General features: G+C 69.8%; 14 protein-coding genes and 3 pseudogenes. 9 read left to right on the top strand and 8 right to left on the bottom strand.

Annotation, left to right across the window (positions count from 1 at the left end; translation table 11 throughout):
* Positions 1-9 precede the first annotated feature (9 nt).
* From QEG98_RS25745 to QEG98_RS25730, 4 genes are all read left to right on the top strand, one after another.
* Positions 10-414 (top strand): (2Fe-2S)-binding protein, encoded by a 405-nt coding sequence (locus tag QEG98_RS25745; protein WP_244172106.1) that lies wholly within the window; start codon positions 10-12, stop codon positions 412-414.
* A gap of 10 nt (positions 415-424) precedes the next feature.
* Entirely contained in the window at positions 425-2,686 is a 2,262-nt protein-coding gene (locus QEG98_RS25740) for a xanthine dehydrogenase family protein molybdopterin-binding subunit (RefSeq protein ID WP_316563164.1), read from the top strand.
* A 357-nt stretch (positions 2,687-3,043) separates the two neighbouring features.
* Entirely contained in the window at positions 3,044-3,544 is a 501-nt protein-coding gene (locus tag QEG98_RS25735; protein WP_090493046.1) for a flavin reductase family protein, read from the top strand.
* A gap of 25 nt (positions 3,545-3,569) precedes the next feature.
* Positions 3,570-4,151 carry a superoxide dismutase gene (locus QEG98_RS25730; RefSeq protein ID WP_316563163.1) on the top strand — a complete coding sequence of 194 codons (582 nt, stop codon included), beginning with the start codon at positions 3,570-3,572 and terminating at the stop codon, positions 4,149-4,151.
* Positions 4,152-4,196: 45 nt separating this feature from the next.
* On the opposite strand, the gene QEG98_RS25725 is transcribed toward QEG98_RS25730, so the two are convergent.
* The 7 genes and pseudogenes from QEG98_RS25725 to QEG98_RS25695 form a co-directional block, all read right to left on the bottom strand.
* Positions 4,197-4,469, bottom strand: coding sequence for a hypothetical protein (locus QEG98_RS25725; protein ID WP_316567967.1), 273 nt, complete (start codon positions 4,467-4,469; stop codon positions 4,197-4,199).
* Between the two features lie 98 nt (positions 4,470-4,567).
* Positions 4,568-4,771 (bottom strand): annotated as a pseudogene (locus QEG98_RS25720) (AAA family ATPase); the annotation flags it as partial.
* Positions 4,772-4,920: 149 nt separating this feature from the next.
* Positions 4,921-6,249, bottom strand: a pseudogene (locus QEG98_RS42180) (AAA family ATPase); the annotation flags it as partial.
* A gap of 241 nt (positions 6,250-6,490) precedes the next feature.
* Positions 6,491-9,052, bottom strand: a complete 2,562-nt coding sequence (locus QEG98_RS25710) for an AAA family ATPase (protein WP_316563162.1) — start codon at positions 9,050-9,052, stop codon at positions 6,491-6,493.
* 11 nt (positions 9,053-9,063) lie between these two features.
* On the bottom strand, positions 9,064-9,873 hold the full coding sequence (locus tag QEG98_RS25705; RefSeq protein WP_316563161.1) for a hypothetical protein: 810 nt from the start codon (positions 9,871-9,873) through the stop codon (positions 9,064-9,066).
* 4 nt (positions 9,874-9,877) lie between these two features.
* Complete coding sequence (locus tag QEG98_RS25700; RefSeq protein ID WP_316563160.1) at positions 9,878-12,139, bottom strand: AAA family ATPase; 2,262 nt, start codon at positions 12,137-12,139, stop codon at positions 9,878-9,880.
* A 104-nt stretch (positions 12,140-12,243) separates the two neighbouring features.
* Positions 12,244-12,423: pseudogene (locus QEG98_RS25695) on the bottom strand (hypothetical protein); the annotation flags it as partial.
* Between the two features lie 1,294 nt (positions 12,424-13,717).
* Here QEG98_RS25695 and QEG98_RS25690 point away from each other — a divergent pair.
* The 5 genes from QEG98_RS25690 to QEG98_RS25670 all read left to right on the top strand — a co-directional run bounded on the left by QEG98_RS25690 (position 13,718) and on the right by QEG98_RS25670 (position 18,961).
* Positions 13,718-14,728, top strand: a complete 1,011-nt coding sequence (locus QEG98_RS25690; protein ID WP_316567966.1) for a sulfate ABC transporter substrate-binding protein — start codon at positions 13,718-13,720, stop codon at positions 14,726-14,728.
* 12 nt (positions 14,729-14,740) lie between these two features.
* Positions 14,741-15,583 carry a sulfate ABC transporter permease subunit CysT gene (cysT, locus tag QEG98_RS25685; RefSeq protein WP_316563159.1) on the top strand — a complete coding sequence of 281 codons (843 nt, stop codon included), beginning with the start codon at positions 14,741-14,743 and terminating at the stop codon, positions 15,581-15,583.
* A 5-nt stretch (positions 15,584-15,588) separates the two neighbouring features.
* Entirely contained in the window at positions 15,589-16,437 is an 849-nt protein-coding gene (gene cysW / locus QEG98_RS25680) for a sulfate ABC transporter permease subunit CysW (RefSeq protein ID WP_090493258.1), read from the top strand.
* Positions 16,434-17,501, top strand: a complete 1,068-nt coding sequence (locus tag QEG98_RS25675) for a sulfate/molybdate ABC transporter ATP-binding protein (protein ID WP_316563158.1) — start codon at positions 16,434-16,436, stop codon at positions 17,499-17,501. The genes cysW and QEG98_RS25675 overlap by 4 nt, the downstream gene beginning before the upstream one ends.
* A 92-nt stretch (positions 17,502-17,593) precedes the next feature.
* Positions 17,594-18,961: a glycoside hydrolase family 16 protein gene (locus tag QEG98_RS25670; RefSeq protein ID WP_316563157.1), complete on the top strand. Its 1,368-nt coding sequence runs from the start codon at positions 17,594-17,596 to the stop codon at positions 18,959-18,961.
* Positions 18,962-18,979: 18 nt separating this feature from the next.
* Here QEG98_RS25670 and QEG98_RS25665 read toward each other — a convergent pair whose 3' ends face one another.
* A complete protein-coding gene (locus QEG98_RS25665; RefSeq protein ID WP_316563156.1) occupies positions 18,980-19,537 on the bottom strand; it encodes a peroxiredoxin family protein in 558 nt (185 codons plus the stop codon).
* Positions 19,538-19,595 lie beyond the last annotated feature (58 nt).

The following is a 19,595-nucleotide window of genomic DNA, read 5'->3' as shown; positions in this document are numbered from 1 at the left end:
GACCCGGAGATGCCGCTGCTGTGGGCGGTGCGGGACGTGCTCGGGCTCACCGGCACGAAGTACGGCTGCGGCCAGGCGCTGTGTGGCTCGTGCACCGTCCACCTCGACGGGCTGCCAGTCCGCGCGTGCGTGACACCCCTCCGCCGTGCGGAGGGGCACTCGGTGACGACCATCGAAGGGCTGTCGCCCGACGGCAACCACCCGCTGCAGAAGGCCTGGGTGGAGCTGGGTGTGCCGCAGTGTGGCTTCTGCCAGGCGGGGCAGATCATGTGCGCGGCGGCGCTGCTGGCGAAGAAGCCGCGGCCGTCCGACAAGGAGATCGACCAGTCGCTCGCAGGCAACCTCTGCCGGTGTGGGACGTACACGCGAATCCGCTCGGCCGTGAAGAAGGCCGCGGGCATGTCCGAGGAGTGACGAGGCCGCCATGACGAAGCTGCTCACGTTGATTAGCCGGCGCTCGTTCCTGGAAGGGCTGAATCTGTCCGTGGGAGGGCTTGCCCTGGGTGTCTTCTCCGGGGGCCTGGCCGCGGCGGCCAGTAATGCCTCCACGGCGAAGGGCGCTCCGGGGTTGAACCCGAACGTGTTCGTCCACGTGGCTCCGGACGGAGCGGTCACCATCGTCTGTGCCCGCTCGGAGATGGGGCAGGGCGTGCGCAGCTCGCTGCCGGTGCTCGTCGCCGATGAGATGGGCGCGGACATGGCGCGGGTGACGGTGGCCCAGGCCGACGGTGACAAGGTCTACGGCGACCAGAACACGGACGGCTCCAGCAGCGTGCGGGGCGTGTACGACGACATCCGCCGCATGGGTGCCACCGCTCGGGTGATGCTGGTGGCCGCGGCCGCCCGCCGCTGGAAGGTGAAGCCGGAGGCGTGCGAGGCCCGCGACCACGCGGTGTTCCTCCGCGACGGCAAGCGCTCGCTGGGCTTTGGCGAACTCGTGGCCGATGCGTCGAGGCTGCCCATCCCGAAGGCGAAGGACGTCAAGCTGCGGCCCAAGAGTGAGCTGCGGATGGCGGGCCGGCCCATGCCGCTGCTGGATGGCCCGGCCTATGTGACGGGAACCGCGGTGTTCGGCGCCGACATCCGTCTGCCGGGCATGCTCATCGCGGTGGTGGCGCGCCCGCCTGTCGTGGGCGGCAAGGTCGTTCGCTTCGACGCCACCCGCGCGCTCGCGGTGCCCGGGGTGAAGAAGGTTCTCGAGCTGCCCGCGCCGAAGCCGCCCTTCACGTTCCAGTTCTGGGGCGGCGTCGCGGTGCTCGCGGAGAACACCTGGGCGGCGATGCGCGGGCGCGAGGCTCTGGACATCACCTGGGAGGACGGGCCGAACGCCTCCTATGATTCGACGACGTACCGGGAGCTGCTGACGGCGTCGATTCGCGAGCCGGGAACGGTGGCGCGCAACGTCGGTGACATCGACGCGGCGCTCGCTTCCGCCGCCCGCGTCGTCCAGGCCGAGTACCACGTTCCCCACCAGTCCCACATTCCCATGGAGCCTCCCGTGGCCCTGGCGCGAGTGGAGAACGGGACGTGTGAGGTCTGGGCGCCCACGCAGCATCCGCAGGCCGCGCGCAGCGTGGCGGCAGCGACGGCGGAGCTGCCGGAGGAGAAGGTCCAGGTCCACGTCACGTTCCTGGGCGGAGGTTTCGGCCGCAAGTCCAAGGCGGACTTCATCGCCGAGGTGGTGTGGCTTGCGAAGGAAGCGGGCGTTCCGGTGCGCGTGCAATGGACGCGCGAGGACGACGTCCGGCACGACTACTACCACCCCGTCAGCGCGCAGCAGCTCACCGCTGGGCTGGATGCATCCGGCAAGGTCATCGCGTGGCGGCACCGCACCGCGTTCCCGCCCATCGCGTCCACCTTCGGGCAGGCCACGCGGCCCAGCCCGTCGGACCTCCAGCAGGGCGTGCTCGACCTGGCGCTCTCCGTGCCCAACGTCCGGGCGGAGACCTGCGAGGCGCCTCCGCACGTGCGCATCGGCTGGCTCCGGTCCGTCTACAACATCTTCCACGCCTTCTCCGTGAACGCGTTCGTGGACGAACTGGCGCACCTTCGTGGCACGGACTCGCGCGACATGCTCCTGGAGGTGCTGGGACCGCCGCGCAAGGCGTCGCTCCAGGAACTGGGCATCACCGCACTGCGGAACTACGGCGCGTCGGTGGAGGACCACCCCGTGGACGCGGGGCGCTTGCGCGGCGTCATCGAGCGCGTGACGGCGATGTCCGGCTGGGACGCGCGCAAGGCGAACGGCCGGGCACTGGGGCTCGCCGCGCACCGCAGCTTTCTCAGCTACGTGGCCGTGGTGGCCTCGGTGGTCAAGGATGACCAGGGGCGCATCCGCGTCGACGAGGCGTGGGTGTCGGTGGATGCCGGGACGATTCTCAATCCGGAACGCGTGCGCTCCCAGATGGAGGGCTCGATCATCTTCGGCATGAGCATCGCGTTGCATGGCGCCGTCACCATGAAGGGCGGCGTGACGGAGCAGTCGAACTTCCGCGACCTCAAGCTGGTGCGCATCGGCGAGGCGCCGCGGAAGATTCATGTCGACATCGTCCCCAGTGAGCTGCCGTCCGGGGGCATTGGCGAGCCCGGCGTGCCTCCGGTGGCGCCCGCCATCATCAACGCCATCTTCGCGCTCACGGGCACGCGCATCCGCGAGCTGCCGGTGTCCCGCACGCTGGCCGTCTGAGTGTCACGTCCGGTGCCTGGGGGGCTCCAGGCACCAGGACGGCGCGCCTCGGGTTTCGGGCGCAGGCTGCGTCAGGTGCTCCACCGCAGGCACTCAGCACGCCCAGCGGAATGCTCCACAGCAGTGCTCCCTTCCGGCTCCGACGCATCGTTCCGTCCTCATTGAGAAGGCGGAGGCGCGGGGGACTTGGGTGGATTCACTCCAGGTGTGGGTCATTCGCAGACCACGGAGGTCCGTTGACTTCGTTCAGGGCAGGTCTTCTGGTGGGTACACCAGACCCCTGCCATTGGAACAACAACCCGCCAATCTATTGGCAGGTGTGATGACAGGTGGGCGGAGCGCCTGTATCCAGGGGGCATGACGCAGAGCACGCCAGAAGGTGTGGACGCGCGCGGCTTCCGGGATGCCATGGCCCGGTGGGCCAGCGGCGTGGCCGTGGTGGCGATACGGGACACCGAAGGCCTGCGGGCGACGACGGTGAGCTCCTTCAGTTCCCTGTCGCTGGACCCGCCGCTGGTGGTGGTGGCGTTGTCGGATGCGTCCCGCACCTTGAAGCGGGTGGAGGTCTCCGGCGTCTTCACGCTCAGCATCCTGTCCGCCGCACAACGTTCCATCTCCGTGCAGTGCGCGAAGGGTGAGCTGGATGCGCAGTTCTTCGACGCGGACGCCTTCGTGCGGGACAGCCTGGTGGGGCTGTCATGCCAGGTCCATGGCCTGCACCGTTACGGTGACCACACGCTGATTGTCGGCCGCGTCACACGTCTTCATGAGGGACGTCCGCAGGAGCCCCTTCTTTATTGGGCGCGGGGCTATCGAACCGTGACCTCTCTGCCGCCGTCTGATAGCGATGGCGCCTGACCTCTCACACCGAAAGGAAACGACCATGCCGTTCACGTTGCCTGATCTGCCTTACAAGAAGGACGCCCTCGCGCCGCACATGAGCGCGGAGACGCTCGAGTTCCACCACGACAAGCACCACGCCGCCTACGTCAACAACCTGAACAAGCTCCTGGACGGCAAGCCGGAGGCGAACAAGTCGTTGGAGGAGGTCATCCTCAACAGCGACGGTGGCGTGTTCAACAACGCCGCGCAGGTGTGGAACCACACCTTCTTCTGGCAGTGCATGAAGCCCGCTGGCGGCGGCAAGCCGACGGGGGAGCTCGCGGCGGCCATCGACCGTGACTTCGGCTCCTTCGAGAAGTTCAAGGAGGAGTTCTCCACCGCCGCGGCCACGCAGTTCGGTTCGGGCTGGGCCTGGCTGGTGCTGGAGGGCGGCAAGCTCAAGGTCACCAAGACGGGCAACGCGGACCTGCCGATGAAGCACGGCCAGAAGGCCCTGCTGACCATCGACGTGTGGGAGCACGCGTATTACATCGACTTCCGGAACGCGCGTCCGAAGTTCATCGAGACGTTCCTGACGCACCTCGTGAACTGGGACTTCGTGGCCCAGAACTTCAAGGGCTAGGTCGCACCGCACAGCGTCCATCGCTGGCCTGGGCGGCCTCGGAGGTCATTCGAGGCCGCTCAACGCAATCCGCCCCTCAGCCCCCACTCGGAGCACCACCTGGGGCGGAGCGCTGGTGGCCTGAGCCGCCAACCACCGCGCCAGGGGCGCGACCACCTGTTGCTCCACGGCGCGCTTGAGAGGCCTGGCCCCATAGCGTGTGTCGAAGCCGCTGCGCGCCGGTGCTTCACCACGTCCTCGCCGAAGGTCACCTTCACGCCCCGGCGGCTGAGCCCCTCGCGAGAGAGGGCCGCCTCCAACGTGCGCCGGGCGAGTGATTCAATGACGTCCTCCGTGAGCGCGCGGTAGGGCACCACCCGGTCCAACCGGTTCAGCAGCTCCGGCCGGAAGAAGGCCGCCGCGGCCCCCAGGTAGTGCGCCGCCCGCTCCAGCGCGCCGCGCTCCCCGAAGCCCAGCGAGCGCCCCGCGCTGTCGGCGCCCAGGTTGCTGGTGAGCAGCACCACGGTGTTGCGGAAGCTGACGGTGCGGCCAGTGGCGTCCGTGAGCCGGCCTTCGCCGAGCACCTGCAACAGCAGGTCATGGACGCTCGCGTCCGCTTTTTCGATTTCGTCCAGCAGCACCACGCCGAAGGGCTGCTCGCGGACGCGCCGCGCCAGGCTGCCTTGTTGGCCTCCCGCTTCTCCCACCAGCCGGGTGGCGCTGCCGGCGCGGCGTACTCCGCCATGTCGAAGCGCGCCAGCCGGGCCACGTCGCCAAACAGGTACTCCGCCAAAGCGAGCGCCGACTCTGTCTTGCCCACGCCGGTGGGGCCCAGCAGCAGGAAGGCGCCCAGCGGACGCGAGGGGTCCGCCAGGCCCGTTTTCAGCGTGACGACCAGGTTGCGCAGGAGGAGGGTGGCCTCGTCCTGGCCCACCACGCGCTCGCGGAAGCGGCGGAGCAGGGCATCCGGGTCCAACCGGATGGCGGAGTCCACCAGCTCGAGCGGGTACCCGGTCCGGGTGCAGAAGGCGCGCGTCACCGAAGCGGCGTTCACTTCTCCGGTCGCGCCGGACTCCGTGCTGGCGGCGCGCAGCAGGGACACCGCGCCTCCGGGCGAAGGGCCCGAGCCGAAGCGCTCCGTGAGTTCGCCAGCCCGGTCCAACGCGTCGGGCGTGAAGCGCACCTTGCGAGCGCGGCCCACCCGATGCGAGGCCTGCTGAAGCGCGGTGCGTGCGGCCTGGGCCGAAAGGGGCGCCACGGCGATGTGCCGGAGCGATTGCAGGAACGCGGCGTGGGTCCGCTCCGCGCGGGCCACGTCCTCCGGTGTCGCCTCCAGGACGAGAGAGACTTCGCCACTTTCCAATGCGGGGAGCAACTGACGCGCCACATCCAGCCCCGTGTCGCCGCTCCCCAGGGACAGCAGTTCCGACAGGCTGTCGAGGTGCAGCACGGCCCGGCGAACACGCAGGGCCTCCACCATGTGCTTCACGCGCTCCTGCCACTGCCCCAGGTAGCGCATGCCCGCCATGATGCGGCCTCCGGAGGAGCTGAAGACCTCCAACCCGTGAAGCGGCGAACCCGTGGTGGCCGCCTCCGCACGTTGCACGAGCTCATGAACCAGGGCCGTCTTGCCCACGGACGACGGGCCCACCAGGAGCACGCTGGCTCGGGTGCGCGAGGTGACAGCCTCCGCGAGCCGAGACACCTCCAGGTCCCGTTCCCAGGCGCGTTCCAGCAAACCCGCGCGGGCTTCCTCATTGAGACACCGGCTGGCTTCCGCGAGCCCCGGTGGTGGCGCCTGGCGCCGCTGCGGCTTCGCGGCATCGAGCGCGCGGGCACGCGGCGTGTCCCGGAAGCGGACGGGCACTGACAGCGTCTCTACCTGTTCCTCGCCCACATAGGCCAGCGAGTGCAGTCGGTCGAGCGACGCGAGATAGAGCTCGTGGCGGACCAGCTCCTCGACGAAGGGCTCCAGGTCCGCCGCATCGTGCAGCGTGCCCTTGACGTCCACACGGGGCACCCACACGCGCAGGGACTGGCGCGTCGGTGCTCCCTTGCGTGCGGTGCGGGCCTTCACCCCGTGCGTGAGCACGGTGAGGCGCAGGGGGACGGACAGCATCTTCCCGTGTTCGAGCGCGCGCACCGTCAGCGTCGTCTTCCGCTGGCGCAAATCGCTCCAGTGGGTCTCCTCGTCCCAGAGCTCTCCTCGCTTGAGGAGCCGTCCCACCACCGCCGCGATGTCGAGCCTCGCGGCGTGCAGCGTCGGCGCGAAGGCCGCCAGGTGCGGGTGGGTGAGGACATGCGCCGCCACGCCCAGCCCGGGATAGGTGCGCACGAAGAGGTGGACGTTCTTTTCCATGTCAGTCGTGTCCCTGGCTGGGTTCCCGGAGCACCCTCGCGGCCCATGCGAGCGCCTCCCTGGGGCGGCGTCCGCTCGCGACGTGCGTGAGTTCGGTCGAGTCGTGCGGCCGTCCAGTCGTGACACCCTCGCGGCCACGCAGGATGACGTGGCTGGCCGCGCCCGCTGACGCGGCGCCGCTTCTACGGGCATCGCGTTCGCGGACGACTGCCTCATCCCATGCCGCCATCACGCGCGGCACGTCTTCCAGACTCCCGATGTCTTCGGACAGGTGCTCCAGGCGGACCAGAACCTGACGCGGCCCATCGCCATGGACGAGGTCTACCAGCGCATAGCCTCGAAGGGGCGCCAGCACCTCGCGCAGGCCGATGGCTGACATCCGCACGGCGACACGCCGAAGCGTCAGGTCCTCGGACCGCTCGTCTCCGGACTGGAACCACTCGGTGCGCCCGTCGGCATGGACGGCTTCCAGGTACATCGCCGACTCCCCGAGCGCGCTGGGGAGGGAGTGGGCCACGGTCCACACCGCGGATGGCGTCGCGTCGCCGAGCCCCTCCACCAACACCGTCACGACGTCCGTCCCCCGCGCCAGGTGCGTGAGCTGATGTTCGACCCAGGCGGTCTCGTCGCGAAGGGCCAACACCCGGGGCTGTGCGCGGCGGAGCTGTTCTTCGTTCGAGACGTGCAGCGGGCGCTCCTCATACACAGGGCGCTGCCGCAGGCCCAGGTGGCCCACGTGACTCGAGTGCGATGTCAGCATCTGCTTCACGGTGGACGCGGGCGACGGCGCGTCCTGGAAGTCGCGCGGGACCAGCTCGTAGTCGCGGATGTCCGTGGCCTCGAGTGCCAGGCGGTGCAGTCGCTCCGCCAGTTCTCCCGCCTCGGGCACCTCCTTCGACATCAACGCCTCCAGCCGCGAACGGGTCTCCTCGAGCAGGCGGGAAACCTCCGCCAGACTCCATGCAGAGGCAGGCCGCTCGGGTGCCCACGCAGGCGCGTTGACCAGCACCTCCACCGACACGCGCAGGTCATTGCCGTCCCGTAGCAGCTCCACGCGCGCGAGGTCGTCCGCGCTCCGCCGCACCAGGTGGTGGGCCAGGGGCAACGTGAGGCGCTTCTCCAGTGCGCGCTTGAGGGGGCGGGCTCCGTAGCGCGGGTCGTAGGCCTCCTCCACCAGCAGGTCCAGCAGGCGCGGCTCGACCTCCACCAGCACGTTGCCCTGCCGGATGCCATGGCGCGACAGCAGGGCTTCGAGCGCGAGGTCCACCACCACGCGCAGCGCGGCGGGCGTGAGCGGACGGAAGGGCACCACCCGGTCCAGCCGGTTGAAGAACTCCGGGCGGAACCAGGCACGCACGGCGGAGAGGTAGTGCGCCTCCGCGCTGTCCGCGGCGCGGTGGAAGCCGGTGTGGGTGGCGGCCTCGCGCACGCCGAGGTTGCTCGTGAGCACGACGACGGACTGCCGGGCATCCACCGTGCGTCCCGCTCCGTCCGTCAGCCGTCCCTCACCCAGGAACTGGAGGAGGGCGTCGAACACGCGGGGATGGGCCTTCTCCACCTCGTCGAACAGCACCACGCAGAAGGGCTGGGTGCGCAGCGCGGTGGTCAGCTCGCCGTCGGGCGCGCCGGGCCGCCCGAGCAGCCAGGTGATGCTGGAGGACGTGACGAACTCCGACATGTCGAAACGGATGAGCCGCTGCTCTCCGCCGAAGAGCGTCCGCGCGAGCGCCTTCGCCGTCTCCGTCTTGCCCACGCCCGTGGGGCCCACGAAGAGGTAGGTGGCCAGGGGCTTGTCGGACGGCTGGAGCGCGGACTGCAACGTGAGGATGGCGTCCACCACGGCTTCCACGGCTTCGGGCTGGCCCGCCACCTGCCGCTGCATCTCCCACGTCAGCGCTTCGCGCTTCTTCGGCTGGGCGCTGCCCAGGATGAAGTCCGGTAGGCCCGTCTGCTCCCGCATCGCGTCGATGACGTCCCCTGACGAAAATCGCCGGGTGCCCGAGGTGCTGACGCCCTGTCGGGCCATGACCCGGCGGAGCAGACGGACGGCCTTGCCCGGGAACGCCTCGTGCGACACGAAGCGCTCCTGCAACGAGAGCAGGGTCTCCAGCGCCAGCGGCGAGAGCCGGACCGAGCTGTCCGTGCCTTCCGCTTCCAGTTCGCGCACGGTGCCGAGGAGCGCAGGCAGCGTGGCACGCGCATCCAGCGCGGGGACGTGGATGACCCGGAAGAGCGAGGCGAGGGTGGGGGCTTCTTCCCGCACGCGCTCGAAGCGCTCGGGTGTGGACTCGGCGAGCACGGTGAGCTCGCCCCGGGCCATGTGGGGCTCCAGGAACTGCGCGACGTTGGTGCGCTCATTGCGCGTGCGGCCCGCGTAGACGAGCGAGGCCAGGTCGTCCACGTAGAGCAGGTCGCTGACCTCCATCAGCTCCTTCACCACGCCCCGCGCGCGGGCCTCCCACTGGCCCACGTACATCATGCCTGCGATGAACTGGTTGCCGTCCACGCGCCACACGTCGCGACGCACGCCCGCGGCGTCCTGCCGGGCGGTGAGCCGGCTCACCGCTTCATGAATCAGGGCCGTCTTGCCCGCGCCAGGGGACCCACCAGCACCAGCGCGGAGCCTTCGCGGCCTTCGAGCGCCTCTACGAGCTCGCGAACCAGCGCCTCCCGGCCGAAGCAACGCTCCAGCGTGCCGTCTCGGGCACCGTGGCTCAGGTTGCGCGCCACGGCCCGGAGCTCCACCAGGGTGAGGCGCCGCCGGTTGCGGCGTTGCTCCCGCTGCTCTGGCGTCTCGGGCGCGGTGTCTTCCTTCTCCGGGTTCTTCGCCCGGCGGCGTCGCGCGGGCAGGGCCGGTCGCGGCGGCGTGCGCGGGAGGACGGAGGGGGCATAGGCATCCACCTCCAGGAGCTCCAGTTGCTCCCGGCCCTGGGCCCAGTGCGCGTCCAGGGAGTCCAGGTTGTGTTCCAGACACCAGGCCACCAGCCGTCGCGCGAGCGCCTGGGGCAGGTCCCCGGGCTGGTTCAGCGCGAAGCGCGCGGCGGGGAGCCGGGTGGGGGTGACGACCCAGAAGGTGTCACGGGGCCACTTCTCCAGCAGCACGGACATGGTGCCCTGGAGGACGACGCGCCGGTTCTTCTCCCGGTCCCTTCCTTCCGCATCGACGGTGACGTGCTTGAGGGCGAAGTGGGGGGGAAGTTGGTACTGCGCCACCTGGGAGGGCGACTCGCGCTCGAAGCGCTCCATGACAGCGAGCGCGAGTTCGTCTCGCAGCATGGAGAGGCTGGGCCCTGCTTTGTGCAGCGCCGGGAAGAAGGTGGGCACCCAGGCCTCGACGAGCCGGCCGCTGAGCGGGGCCACCACGAAGGGAAGCTTCAGGTCCATGTCGTCAGTCCTCGTCCCGGCTGTTGAAGACGCGCCACTGCATCCAGGGCTCCAGCAGGGGCTCCAGGTCAGGCCCCTCCAGGCCGAAGCGCTGCTGCACCCCGGTGCGAAGGTCCGTCAGCGTCCCCTGGCCGGAACCGCTGCCCGACAGGCGCACCTGACGGACCTCGTTTTTCGGCAACTGCTTCTGCAACGCCTCCCGGGAGGCGAGGTCGAACAGCGAGAGGGGCCGCGGCTCGAAGTACGCATGCACCATCGAAATCTGACTGCCTTCGATGAAGCGATGCAGGCCGTGCTCGCCAGCGAGCAGCAGGGCGTGGGGGCCGCCCTTGACCTGAATCGCATAGGCGACCGGTTGTACGACGAGCTTGTCGAAGGTCTCATCGTCGGTCCACCGCCATTGCGGCGGCGGAGGGGTGCGATGGGCCTTTTCGCTGGGCTTGCGCTCGGGGACGGCGAGCAGGCCTCGCCGCTTCTCCATGGACGCCTTCTGGGTCCACCGCTCATAGGCCGTGGCGAGCATGCGCGCCTGCCTCCACGCGCCGCGGCCTGGCACCAGGTAGAGGGTCGCGCCATGTGACGGGGGAAAGAGGGAGGAGTAGATGCGTTGCCGGATGCGCGCGAAGGCCGCCTTCACCTGGCTCACCTCGCGGCTCAGGGACTCCACCTGCTCCACGGTCCTGGACAGGTGGGCCTCGAAGAGCAGGTCCTCAATGGCCTCCGCCTGCTGGGCGCACTCGCGAAGCGACTGTTCCAGCGCTCGCGCCTCCGATGACTTGCGCGAGTTTTCTTCGGCCAGCGCCCGCTCCTCCCAGTACGCGGTGTGCCGGGAGACCTTGTCGAAGACGGCCAGGACGCGGCGCAGGGAGTGCATGGGCGCGCAGCGGCTCCAACGCTGGACCTCCGCGCGCACGGTGGCTGCTTCCTCGAGGATCCGCTCGATGGCCTCTCGGCCTCCACCCTCGGCGGCGGCGCTCAGGGACTCGGCGCGCAGTTCGAGTCCCGTGGTTCCCGTGTCCACCGTGAGGCTCGCCGGCCCCGTGCGGGGATGCGCCGCGAGCCAGTCCGCCACGGGGACCACCAGCTCGCGCTCCAGCGCGCGCTTCAACGGGCGGGCGCCATACCGCGCGTCGAAGCCTCGCAGGGCCAGCCAGTCCTGGGCGGCGGGGGTGACCTCCAGCAGGGCATCATGGAGCGAGAGGCCGGGACGGCGGCACACGGCTTCGAGCTCGCGGACCACCAGTCGGCGCAGCAGCGGGGCGGACAGCGGCGAGAAGACGACCACGTCGTCCATGCGGTTGAACATCTCCGGCCGGAAGAAGCGCTGCACCTCGGAGAGGTAGTGCGCGCGCAGGGAGGCCATGTCCGGGGCACCGCCCGACGCATCGAAGCCCACGCGGGCGCGCAGGGTGTCCGCGCCCAGGTTGCTGGTGAGGATGATGAGGGCGTTGCGGAAGTCCGTGAAGCGCCCGGAGGCATCGGTGAGGCGGCCTTCGCCCAAGACGCCCAGCAGCGCATCGTGAACGGCGGGGTGGGCCTTCTCCACCTCGTCCAGCAGCACCACGCAGAAGGGCTGCCGGCGCACCGCCGAGGTGAGATAGCCCGGCGTCTCTCCGTCTCCCATCAACCGCAGCAGGGCGTCCGGACCGGCGTACTCACCCATGTCCAGGCGGACCATGCGCTCCTTCGCACCGAAGAGCAGCTCCGCCAGCGCCTTGGACAGCTCCGTCTTGCCCACGCCGGTGGGGCCCACGAAGAGCAGCACCCCCAGCGGGCGCCGCACGTCCGACATGCCGGCCTTGAGGATTGATACCACCGAGGCCGCGCGCTCCACGGCGGCGTCCTGCCCCATCACTCGCGAGGCGAGGAAGTCGCGCACGTGTGCGGACTCCATCGGCTGGTCGTCCCGGAGCAGGTGCTCGGGGATGCCGGACTCCGAGGCGAACTGGCGGGTGGCCTCCAGTCGGGTGACTGAGGTGCGCGAGGCTTGGGCACACGACGCCAGCAGCCGGCGCACGAAGGCCACGGTGTTGCCCACCTGGGCGCCGTAGGGGAGGAAGCGGCGGCATAGGAAGCGCGCCTCGTCGAGTGCGTCGGGCTGGACCTGCATCGCGGCGGCCAAGGCGTCGTCCTCCGCCACCTTGGCGACGATGCGGCCGAGCGCATCGGGCGTGGGCTCCGCGACGCGCACCACCGAGAAGAGCCGGGCGAAGCTGGCGTTGCGCTGCTCCACCTGGGCCCAGGTCTCCTCCGTGGCCTCAGCCACGACGGCCACGTCACGCGCCGCGAGGAGGGGAGCAGCAGCTGGGCCACGTTCTGGTCACTGTGGGCGCTCTTGCCCGCGTCGAGGAGCTCCACGGCATGGCCCAGGGACAGCAGGGCCCGGGCCGCGGTGGCCTCACGGAAGGCGCGCAGCACCTGCTGCTGCCAGTCTCCGAAGAAGCCCTCGCCCGCGATGAGCCGGCTTCCGTCGAGGAAGTAGAACGGGCGGGCGCGCTCGGCCTCGGTGGCGGTGGGGGCGCGCAGCGACTGGGCGAGCGCGTGGAGCACCGACGTCTTGCCCACGCCCGAAGGCCCCACCAGGACCACCGGTTCGGCGTCCTTGGCCGCGAGCCGGGTGCGGAGCAGGGCGACCAGCGCATCCTGTTCGTAGGCCGAGTCGAGCTGCCCTTCCTGCGCGAGCCGGTGCCGGCCACGCCGACGCTGTCCAGGGTGGGCGTAGGCGGCGGCTTCGCGGGCGGCTCACCCGGGCCCCGATGCGCGGTGCGGCGGCGTGGCTCCCAACTGTCCAGGTCCAGCGCCTCCGTGTCTTCGTCCTCGTCGTCCTCTCGCGTGTCGTCCTCCAGGTCGGCGGGCGCGTCCGGAGGGCGCGGCGGTGGACGAATGTCACGGTGCAGCTCGCGAGGCGTGAGGTCCGACAGGGCCACGGGGGTGGCCCGCACTTCGATTTCCAGCAGCGACTCGGGGCCATCCGGGCGCAGGGCAAGGCGCTCCGCGTCGGACATTCCCTCCAGGCGATCTCCCAGCAGCTCCTGGGCCTCGGCGGGGAGTGTCTTGCCCTGGAACCAGTGGTGGCTGTTGAGGCGGGGCGCGTGGAGGCCCAGGAAGGCATTGAGCGTGGGAGCCACCACGGCGGACAGCGTCAGCGGCGCGAAGTGATTCTGCTCGGCGCCCCAGACGGGAATCGCGGGCAGCTCCACCGTTTCGAGCGTCCCTCCGGTGGGGGCGATGAACTCCGGCACGCGCCGCGGGTGGACGCGGGAGAGTTGGTCATCCAGCGCGAGCGTCAGCTCCTCGGTGGCGGCCTCCAGCGAGTCCGCGTGCACCGCGAGACGGCGCAGCGCCAACGGCGTGAGCGTCACCCGGCCGCTGACGTGCCGCTGCAACCAGCATTGAAAACGGAAGTTCATGGGTGAGGGCTCAGGTGAAAACGGTGCCGTGCGTGACGGCATGAGCCAGCGGGAGCTGACCGGACCTGCTCACGATGCGGGCCCGGCCTGACAGGCCGTCGGATGCATCAAGGGCGAAGCGCCAGCGCACCGTCGGGGCGGGGTGGAAAAGGAGAGGGCGTTCCTGGAGGGCCCGGGTGGTCGCGTTGACAGCGTCGCGGGTGCCGGGGCATCGTGTGGGGACTGATGACGCGCTCGACCCACCAGACGTGTTGCTGCTGTCCGGCATCCGCGGTGGGCGTCCGTCCGCCAGTGGCCTGAGCGCCCCTGGCTGAGCTGTTTCCGGAAAGCCCACTGCCCGCGAGGGAGTGGGCTTTTGACTTTCTCGCGTGGCCCCTTGCTTCACCCCGAGGTCCCGCATGGAACGTCTCGCGCTGTTGCGCGCCAGGAACTGGATGCCGTTGGCCCTGCTGCTGTCCGTGGCGGGCTGTTCGCGCGCCTCCAGTGATGCGTCACCCGACGGGACGGTGACGTTGCTCAACGTCTCCTATGACCCCACGCGGGAGCTCTACGAGGACCTCAACGCGGCCTTCGTGAAGCACTGGGCGGCCACGCGTGGCCAGCAGGTGTCCATCCAGCAGTCCCACGGAGGCTCCGGCAAACAGGCCCGGTCCGTCATCGAAGGATTGCGGGCGGACGTGGTGACGCTGGCGCTCGCGTACGACGTGGACATGCTGCACGAGAAGGCGCAGCTCCTTCCGGCGGACTGGCAGGCACGGCTGCCTCACAACAGTGCGCCGTATACGTCCACCGTCGTCTTCGTGGTGCGCCAGGGCAACCCAAAAGCCATCCGTGACTGGGACGACCTGGTGCGCGAGGACGTCACCGTCATCACCCCGAACCCGAAGACGTCGGGCGGCGCGCGGTGGAACTACCTGGCCGCGTGGGGACAGGCGCTGAGAGGCGAGGGCGGTAGCGAGGCCCGGGCCCAGGCGTATGTGGAGAAGCTGTTCCGCAACGTACCGGTGCTCGACTCGGGCGCGAGGGGCGCCACCACCACCTTCGCCGAGCGGGGCCTGGGGGACGTGCTCCTCGCCTGGGAGAACGAGGCCTTCCTCCTCATCCGCGAGGTGGGGCAGGCGCGCTTCGAGGTCGTCATTCCCTCGGTGAGCATCCTCGCCGAGCCACCCGTCGCCGTGGTGGACCCCAACGTGGACCGCAAGGGCACCCGGGCCGTGGCGGAGGCGTACCTGGCGTACCTCTATTCGGACGAGGGCCAGGAGATCGCGGCGCGGCACCACTTCCGGCCACGCTCGGAGGTCGTCGCCGCGAGGCATGCGTCCGCCTTCCCCGGTCTGAAGCGCCTCACGCTGGCGGAAGTCGCGGGCGACTGGCGGCGGGCGCAGGCCACGCACTTCGCCGACGGCGGCCTCTTCGACCGCATCTACGCGCCCCGCGCGGACTGAGGACACCCCGCCATGTCCCATCCTACTCGCCACCGGGTGCTCCCGGGGTTCCGTCTGTCGCTGGGCTTCAGCTGGTTCTACCTGGGCCTCATCGTCCTCATTCCGCTCTCCAGCCTCTTCCTGCGGACCTTCTCCCTGAGCTGGGAGGAGTTCTGGGGCACCGTGACGACGCCGCGCGCGCTCGCCGCGTACCGGCTCAGCTTCGGGGCCTCGCTGGCCGCCGCGCTCGCCAACGTCGTCTTCGGCCTGCTGGTGGCATGGGTGTTGGTGCGCTACCGCTTCCCCGGCCGCGACGTGTTGGAGTCCCTGGTGGACCTGCCCTTCGCGTTGCCCACCGCCGTGGCCGGGCTCACGCTCACGACGCTGTTCTCCGCGAAGGGGTGGTACGGCCAGTACCTCGAAGCGCTGGGGCTCAAGGTGGCCTACACGTCCGTGGGCGTGGCCATCGCGCTGACGTTCATCGGGTTGCCCTTCGTGGTGCGCACCGTGCAACCCGTGCTGGAGGACATCGACGTGGACGTGGAGGAGGCCGCGGCCACGCTGGGCGCCTCTCCGTGGCAGACCTTCCGGCGCGTCCTCCTTCCCGCGCTCTTCCCCGCGCTGCTCAGCGGCTTCACGTTGGCCTTCGCCCGCGCGCTGGGGGAGTACGGCTCCGTCGTCTTCATCTCCGGCAACATGCCGCTGCGCACGGAGATTGTCCCGCTGCTCATCATCACCCGGCTGGAGCAGTTCGACTACGCGGGGGCGACGGCCATCGCCATCGTCATGCTGGGGGCGTCGTTCTCACTGCTGCTGACCGTCAACCTGCTCCATCGCTGGAGCCAGCGTCGGCTGGAAGCCCGGCCGGGAGCGTGAGCGCCATGCATCCATCCACCCTTGTCTTGCGCCGAAGCGCGCGCAGTCTGAGCGGCCCGGCGTTCGTCCGTTGGGGGCTCATCGGCGCGGCGGTGCTGCTGCTGGGCGTCTTCCTCATCGTCCCGCTGGTGGCCGTCTTCACCTTCGCCTTCCAGAAGGGCTGGGAGGCCTACGTCGCCGCCCTGACGCACCCGACGGCGCTGGCGGCCATGCGGCTGACGCTGCTGGCCGCGGCCATCGCCGTGCCCTTCAACCTCGTCTTCGGCCTGGCCGCGTCGTGGCTCATCGCGCGGTTCCAATTCCGGGGACGCTCGTTGTTGATGACGCTCATCGACCTGCCCTTCAGCGTGTCGCCCGTCATCGCGGGGCTCATCTTCGTGCTGCTCTTCGGCCGGCAGGGCTGGCTGGGGCCGTGGCTCCTGGACCACGACGTCCGCGTCATCTTCGCCGTGCCCGGCATCGTCCTGGCCACGGTGTTCGTCACCTTCCCCTTCGTCGCACGCGAGGTGCTGCCCGTGATGGAGGCCCAGGGCAGCGACGAAGAAGAGGCGGCGCTGACGCTGGGCGCGAGCGGCTGGCGCACCTTCCTGACCGTCACGCTGCCGAAGGTGAAGTGGGGCGTGCTGTACGGCGTCATCCTCTGCAACGCGCGAGCAATGGGGGAGTTCGGCGCCGTGTCCGTGGTGTCCGGCCACGTGCGCGGAGTGACGACGACGCTGCCGCTGCACGCGGAGATTCTCTACAACGAGTACGACCTGGCTGGCGCGTTCGCCGTGGCGTCGCTGCTGACGCTGCTCGCGCTCGTGACGTTGGTGGTGAAGAAGTTTGTGGAGTGGAGGAGTCAGCCGTCATGAGCATCGTCGTCGAACAGGTCGCCCGCCGGTTCAATCGGGGTGGCAGTCCCGCCGTGTCCAAGGTGTCCTTCCAGGCCCCCGAGGGTGCCATCACCTCGCTGCTGGGACCGTCCGGCGCGGGCAAGTCCACGCTGCTGCGGCTCATCGCCGGGCTGGAGATTCCCGACGAGGGCCGTGTCCTCATCGATGGCGTGGACAGCACGCAAATGCCAGTGCAGCAGCGTGGCGTGGGGGTGGTCTTCCAGAGTTACGCGCTCTTCAAGCACCTCACCGTCCGCCAGAACGTGGCCTTTGGCCTGGAGGTCCGGCGCGTTCCCAAGGCGGAGCGCGAGGCCCGTGTGGAGGAGATGCTCCGCATGGTGCAACTGGAGCACCTGGGCGGCCGCTATCCCGGCCATCTCTCCGGCGGGCAGCGGCAGCGCGTGGCCTTCGCGCGCGCGCTGGCCATCCGCCCCCGCGTGCTGCTGCTGGACGAGCCCTTCGGTGCGCTGGACACGCGGGTGCGCGAGGAGCTTCGGGAATGGCTCCATGCCCTGCACGAGCGCACGCGGCTGACGACGCTGCTGGTGACGCACGATCAGCAGGAGGCCTTGGAGATTTCCCAGCACGTGGTGGTGCTGAGCGAGGGCCGCGTGGCCCAGGCGGGCTCTCCCGCGGACATCTACGACCGGCCCGCGTCTCCCTTCGTCGCCTCATTCATTGGAGGCGCCAGCGTGCTGCGTGGCCACGTCCAGGCGGGCAGGGCGGCCATGGGGGCTTTGTCCGTGACGGCTCCCGCCGCTGCGCGCGAGGGCGAACCAGTGCATGCCTTTGTCCGTCCGCATGACATCAAGCTGGCGAAGGCAGTCGCGGGCGCGGCGAGCGCTTCCACCGCCACCGGCCGCGTCGAGCGGCTCAAACCGGTGGGAGGCTACGTGAAGGTGTTCCTCCGCCTACCAAGCGGGGACGAAGTCACGGTGGAGGTACCGCGCTCGGAGTTCGACGCGCTGGGCGTGGCGGAGGGGGACTCCGTGCGCGCCGACGTCCGGTCCGCCACCGTCTTCGTGGGGGACTACTCCATCTAGGTGGAAAGTCTTTGAAATCTGATATTTCAACTAAAGCTGCTTGTGTGGCGGAGGAGGGCGGCTATGTCCCAGGGGAACCCCTGGAGCGAGACATGCACAAACGACACGCATTGCGTTCGATGTTGTGGGCCGCGAGCAGTCTGGCGTTGGTTGGCGGCTGTTCCCCGGAGCCGGAGCTGTCCGACGCGGAAGCCCTTCCCCTGGTGACGCAGGCGCAGGGCGAGCGGGCCTATGACCCAGGGCCGGGCTGGAACCTGGCGTGGCAGGACGACTTCACGGGCAACAGCCTCAACTCCGCCAACTGGACGGTGCTGACGAGCAACTTCGACCCCGTCACCAACAACTGCAACTTCGGCACGGGGGAGCTGGAGTTCCCCCGCGCGCAGAACGTCACCGTCGCTGGCGGCAAGCTCATCCTCACCGCGCAGCGGACGGCCGACGCGCCGTTTGACTCACGCTGCGCGGGTTACGGGCCGCGTTCGTACTACTCGGGCCGCATCCACTCGAAGGGCAAGGTGGAGCGCCGCTACGGCAAGCTGGTAGCGAGCATCAAGGTGCCGTCCGGCTATGGCATGTGGCCCGCGTTCTGGACGCTGGGCGCGAACATCTCCAACGTCGGGTGGCCCCGGAGCGGCGAAATCGACATCCTCGAGTGGCACTCCAACGACGCGTCGTGGATGAAGTCCGCCGCGCACTGGTTCGCCAATGGCGCGCAGCAGAGCTGGGGCACGGGCGCCAACCGCGGGTACAGCATCGCGGACGGCTTCCACACGTACGAGGTGGAGTGGACGGCCAACCGGATGATCTTCCGCCTGGACGGCGAGATTCGCGGCAACGAGTTCGCCCACAACGAGGCGGCCTTCCAGCAGAACCACTACATCCTCCTGAACCTCGCTCTGGGTGGGAACTGGTACGGCCACCCGCACCCGGACGCCATCGCGCTGCCCTGGGGCCAGACGAAGACGATGGAGGTGGAGTGGGTGCGCTGGTACCAGCCAGGGAGCACGCCGCCGCCCGCGTCACTCACCAACGCCAGCTTCGAGAACGGCATGACGGGCTGGGCCACCTGGAGCCCCAACGGCACCGAGGCCGCGGACTTCAGTGAGACGTACAACGGGGGCCGCACCGGCGCCTATCACCTGACGCACTGGACGAACGGCACGCCCTTCGAGGTCTGGACATACCAGCCGGTGTCGGGCCTCGCGTCGGGCACGTACAAGGTCCGCGCGTGGGTGCGAAAGAACGGCGGGTTCGACCTGTCGCGTCTCCAGGCCAAGACGTGTGGCGAGTGCGCGCCCGTGTTCACCAACCTGGGGAACCATGGCGACTGGACGATGGTGGAGACGCCGCCCATCTCCGTGACGGGAGGCTACCTGGAGCTGGGCTTCCACACCCGCGCCACGTCGGGCAACTCCGCCAACTTCATCCACATGGATGACGTGGAGCTCATCCGCCTCTAGTCACGGCGTGAGCCAGGGCTAAAGCACCATTCGCCAGAACAGTCCGGCCAGGGTGGTGTAGCCCACCGCCGCGCGTTCCACGCGCCCCTCCGAGGAGATGAAGAACACGGTGGGGAAGCTGTTCACGCGAAAGGCGGATTGAATGGCGTCGTCCCCGAGGAGCACCGGGTAGTCCACCGCGTGCTCCCGGGCGAAGCGCCGCACGGCCTCCTCGTCTTCATAGGCCACGGCGACGGACACGACATGCGCGGAGTCCCCCGCGAGCTTGCGCAGCTGCGAGAGGTTGGAGGACTCCATTCCGCAGACGCCGCACCAGGGCGCCCAGAAAGCCAGCACCACCGGCTTGCCGCGGAGCGCGTCCAGCCGCACGGTGTCACCTGTCAGCGTCTGGAGGGTGAAGGCGGGCGCGGGTGTCCCCGCTCCGGGAAGGTTCCGGGCCTGCCACGCGGCCACCGCCGAGAAGAGGAGGGCGAACACGGCCAGGTCCACGCCCCATCGCACCCATCGCCGCTCCCGGGCACGGGCCCAGGTGGACTTCAGCCTCGCCAACATCCCCGTGCCGCCCTGCATGTGCATCCTTTCGATTCGGGACAGGCCACGGCCGCCCGGAAAGGGGCGGCCGTGCCTGCGTCAC

The organism is Myxococcus sp. MxC21-1 (genome assembly GCF_032612255.1).
GTDB classification, from domain to species: domain Bacteria; phylum Myxococcota; class Myxococcia; order Myxococcales; family Myxococcaceae; genus Myxococcus; species Myxococcus virescens.
Note: the sequence above shows the minus strand (reverse complement) of the source record. Positions and strands in the feature narration are given on the sequence as shown.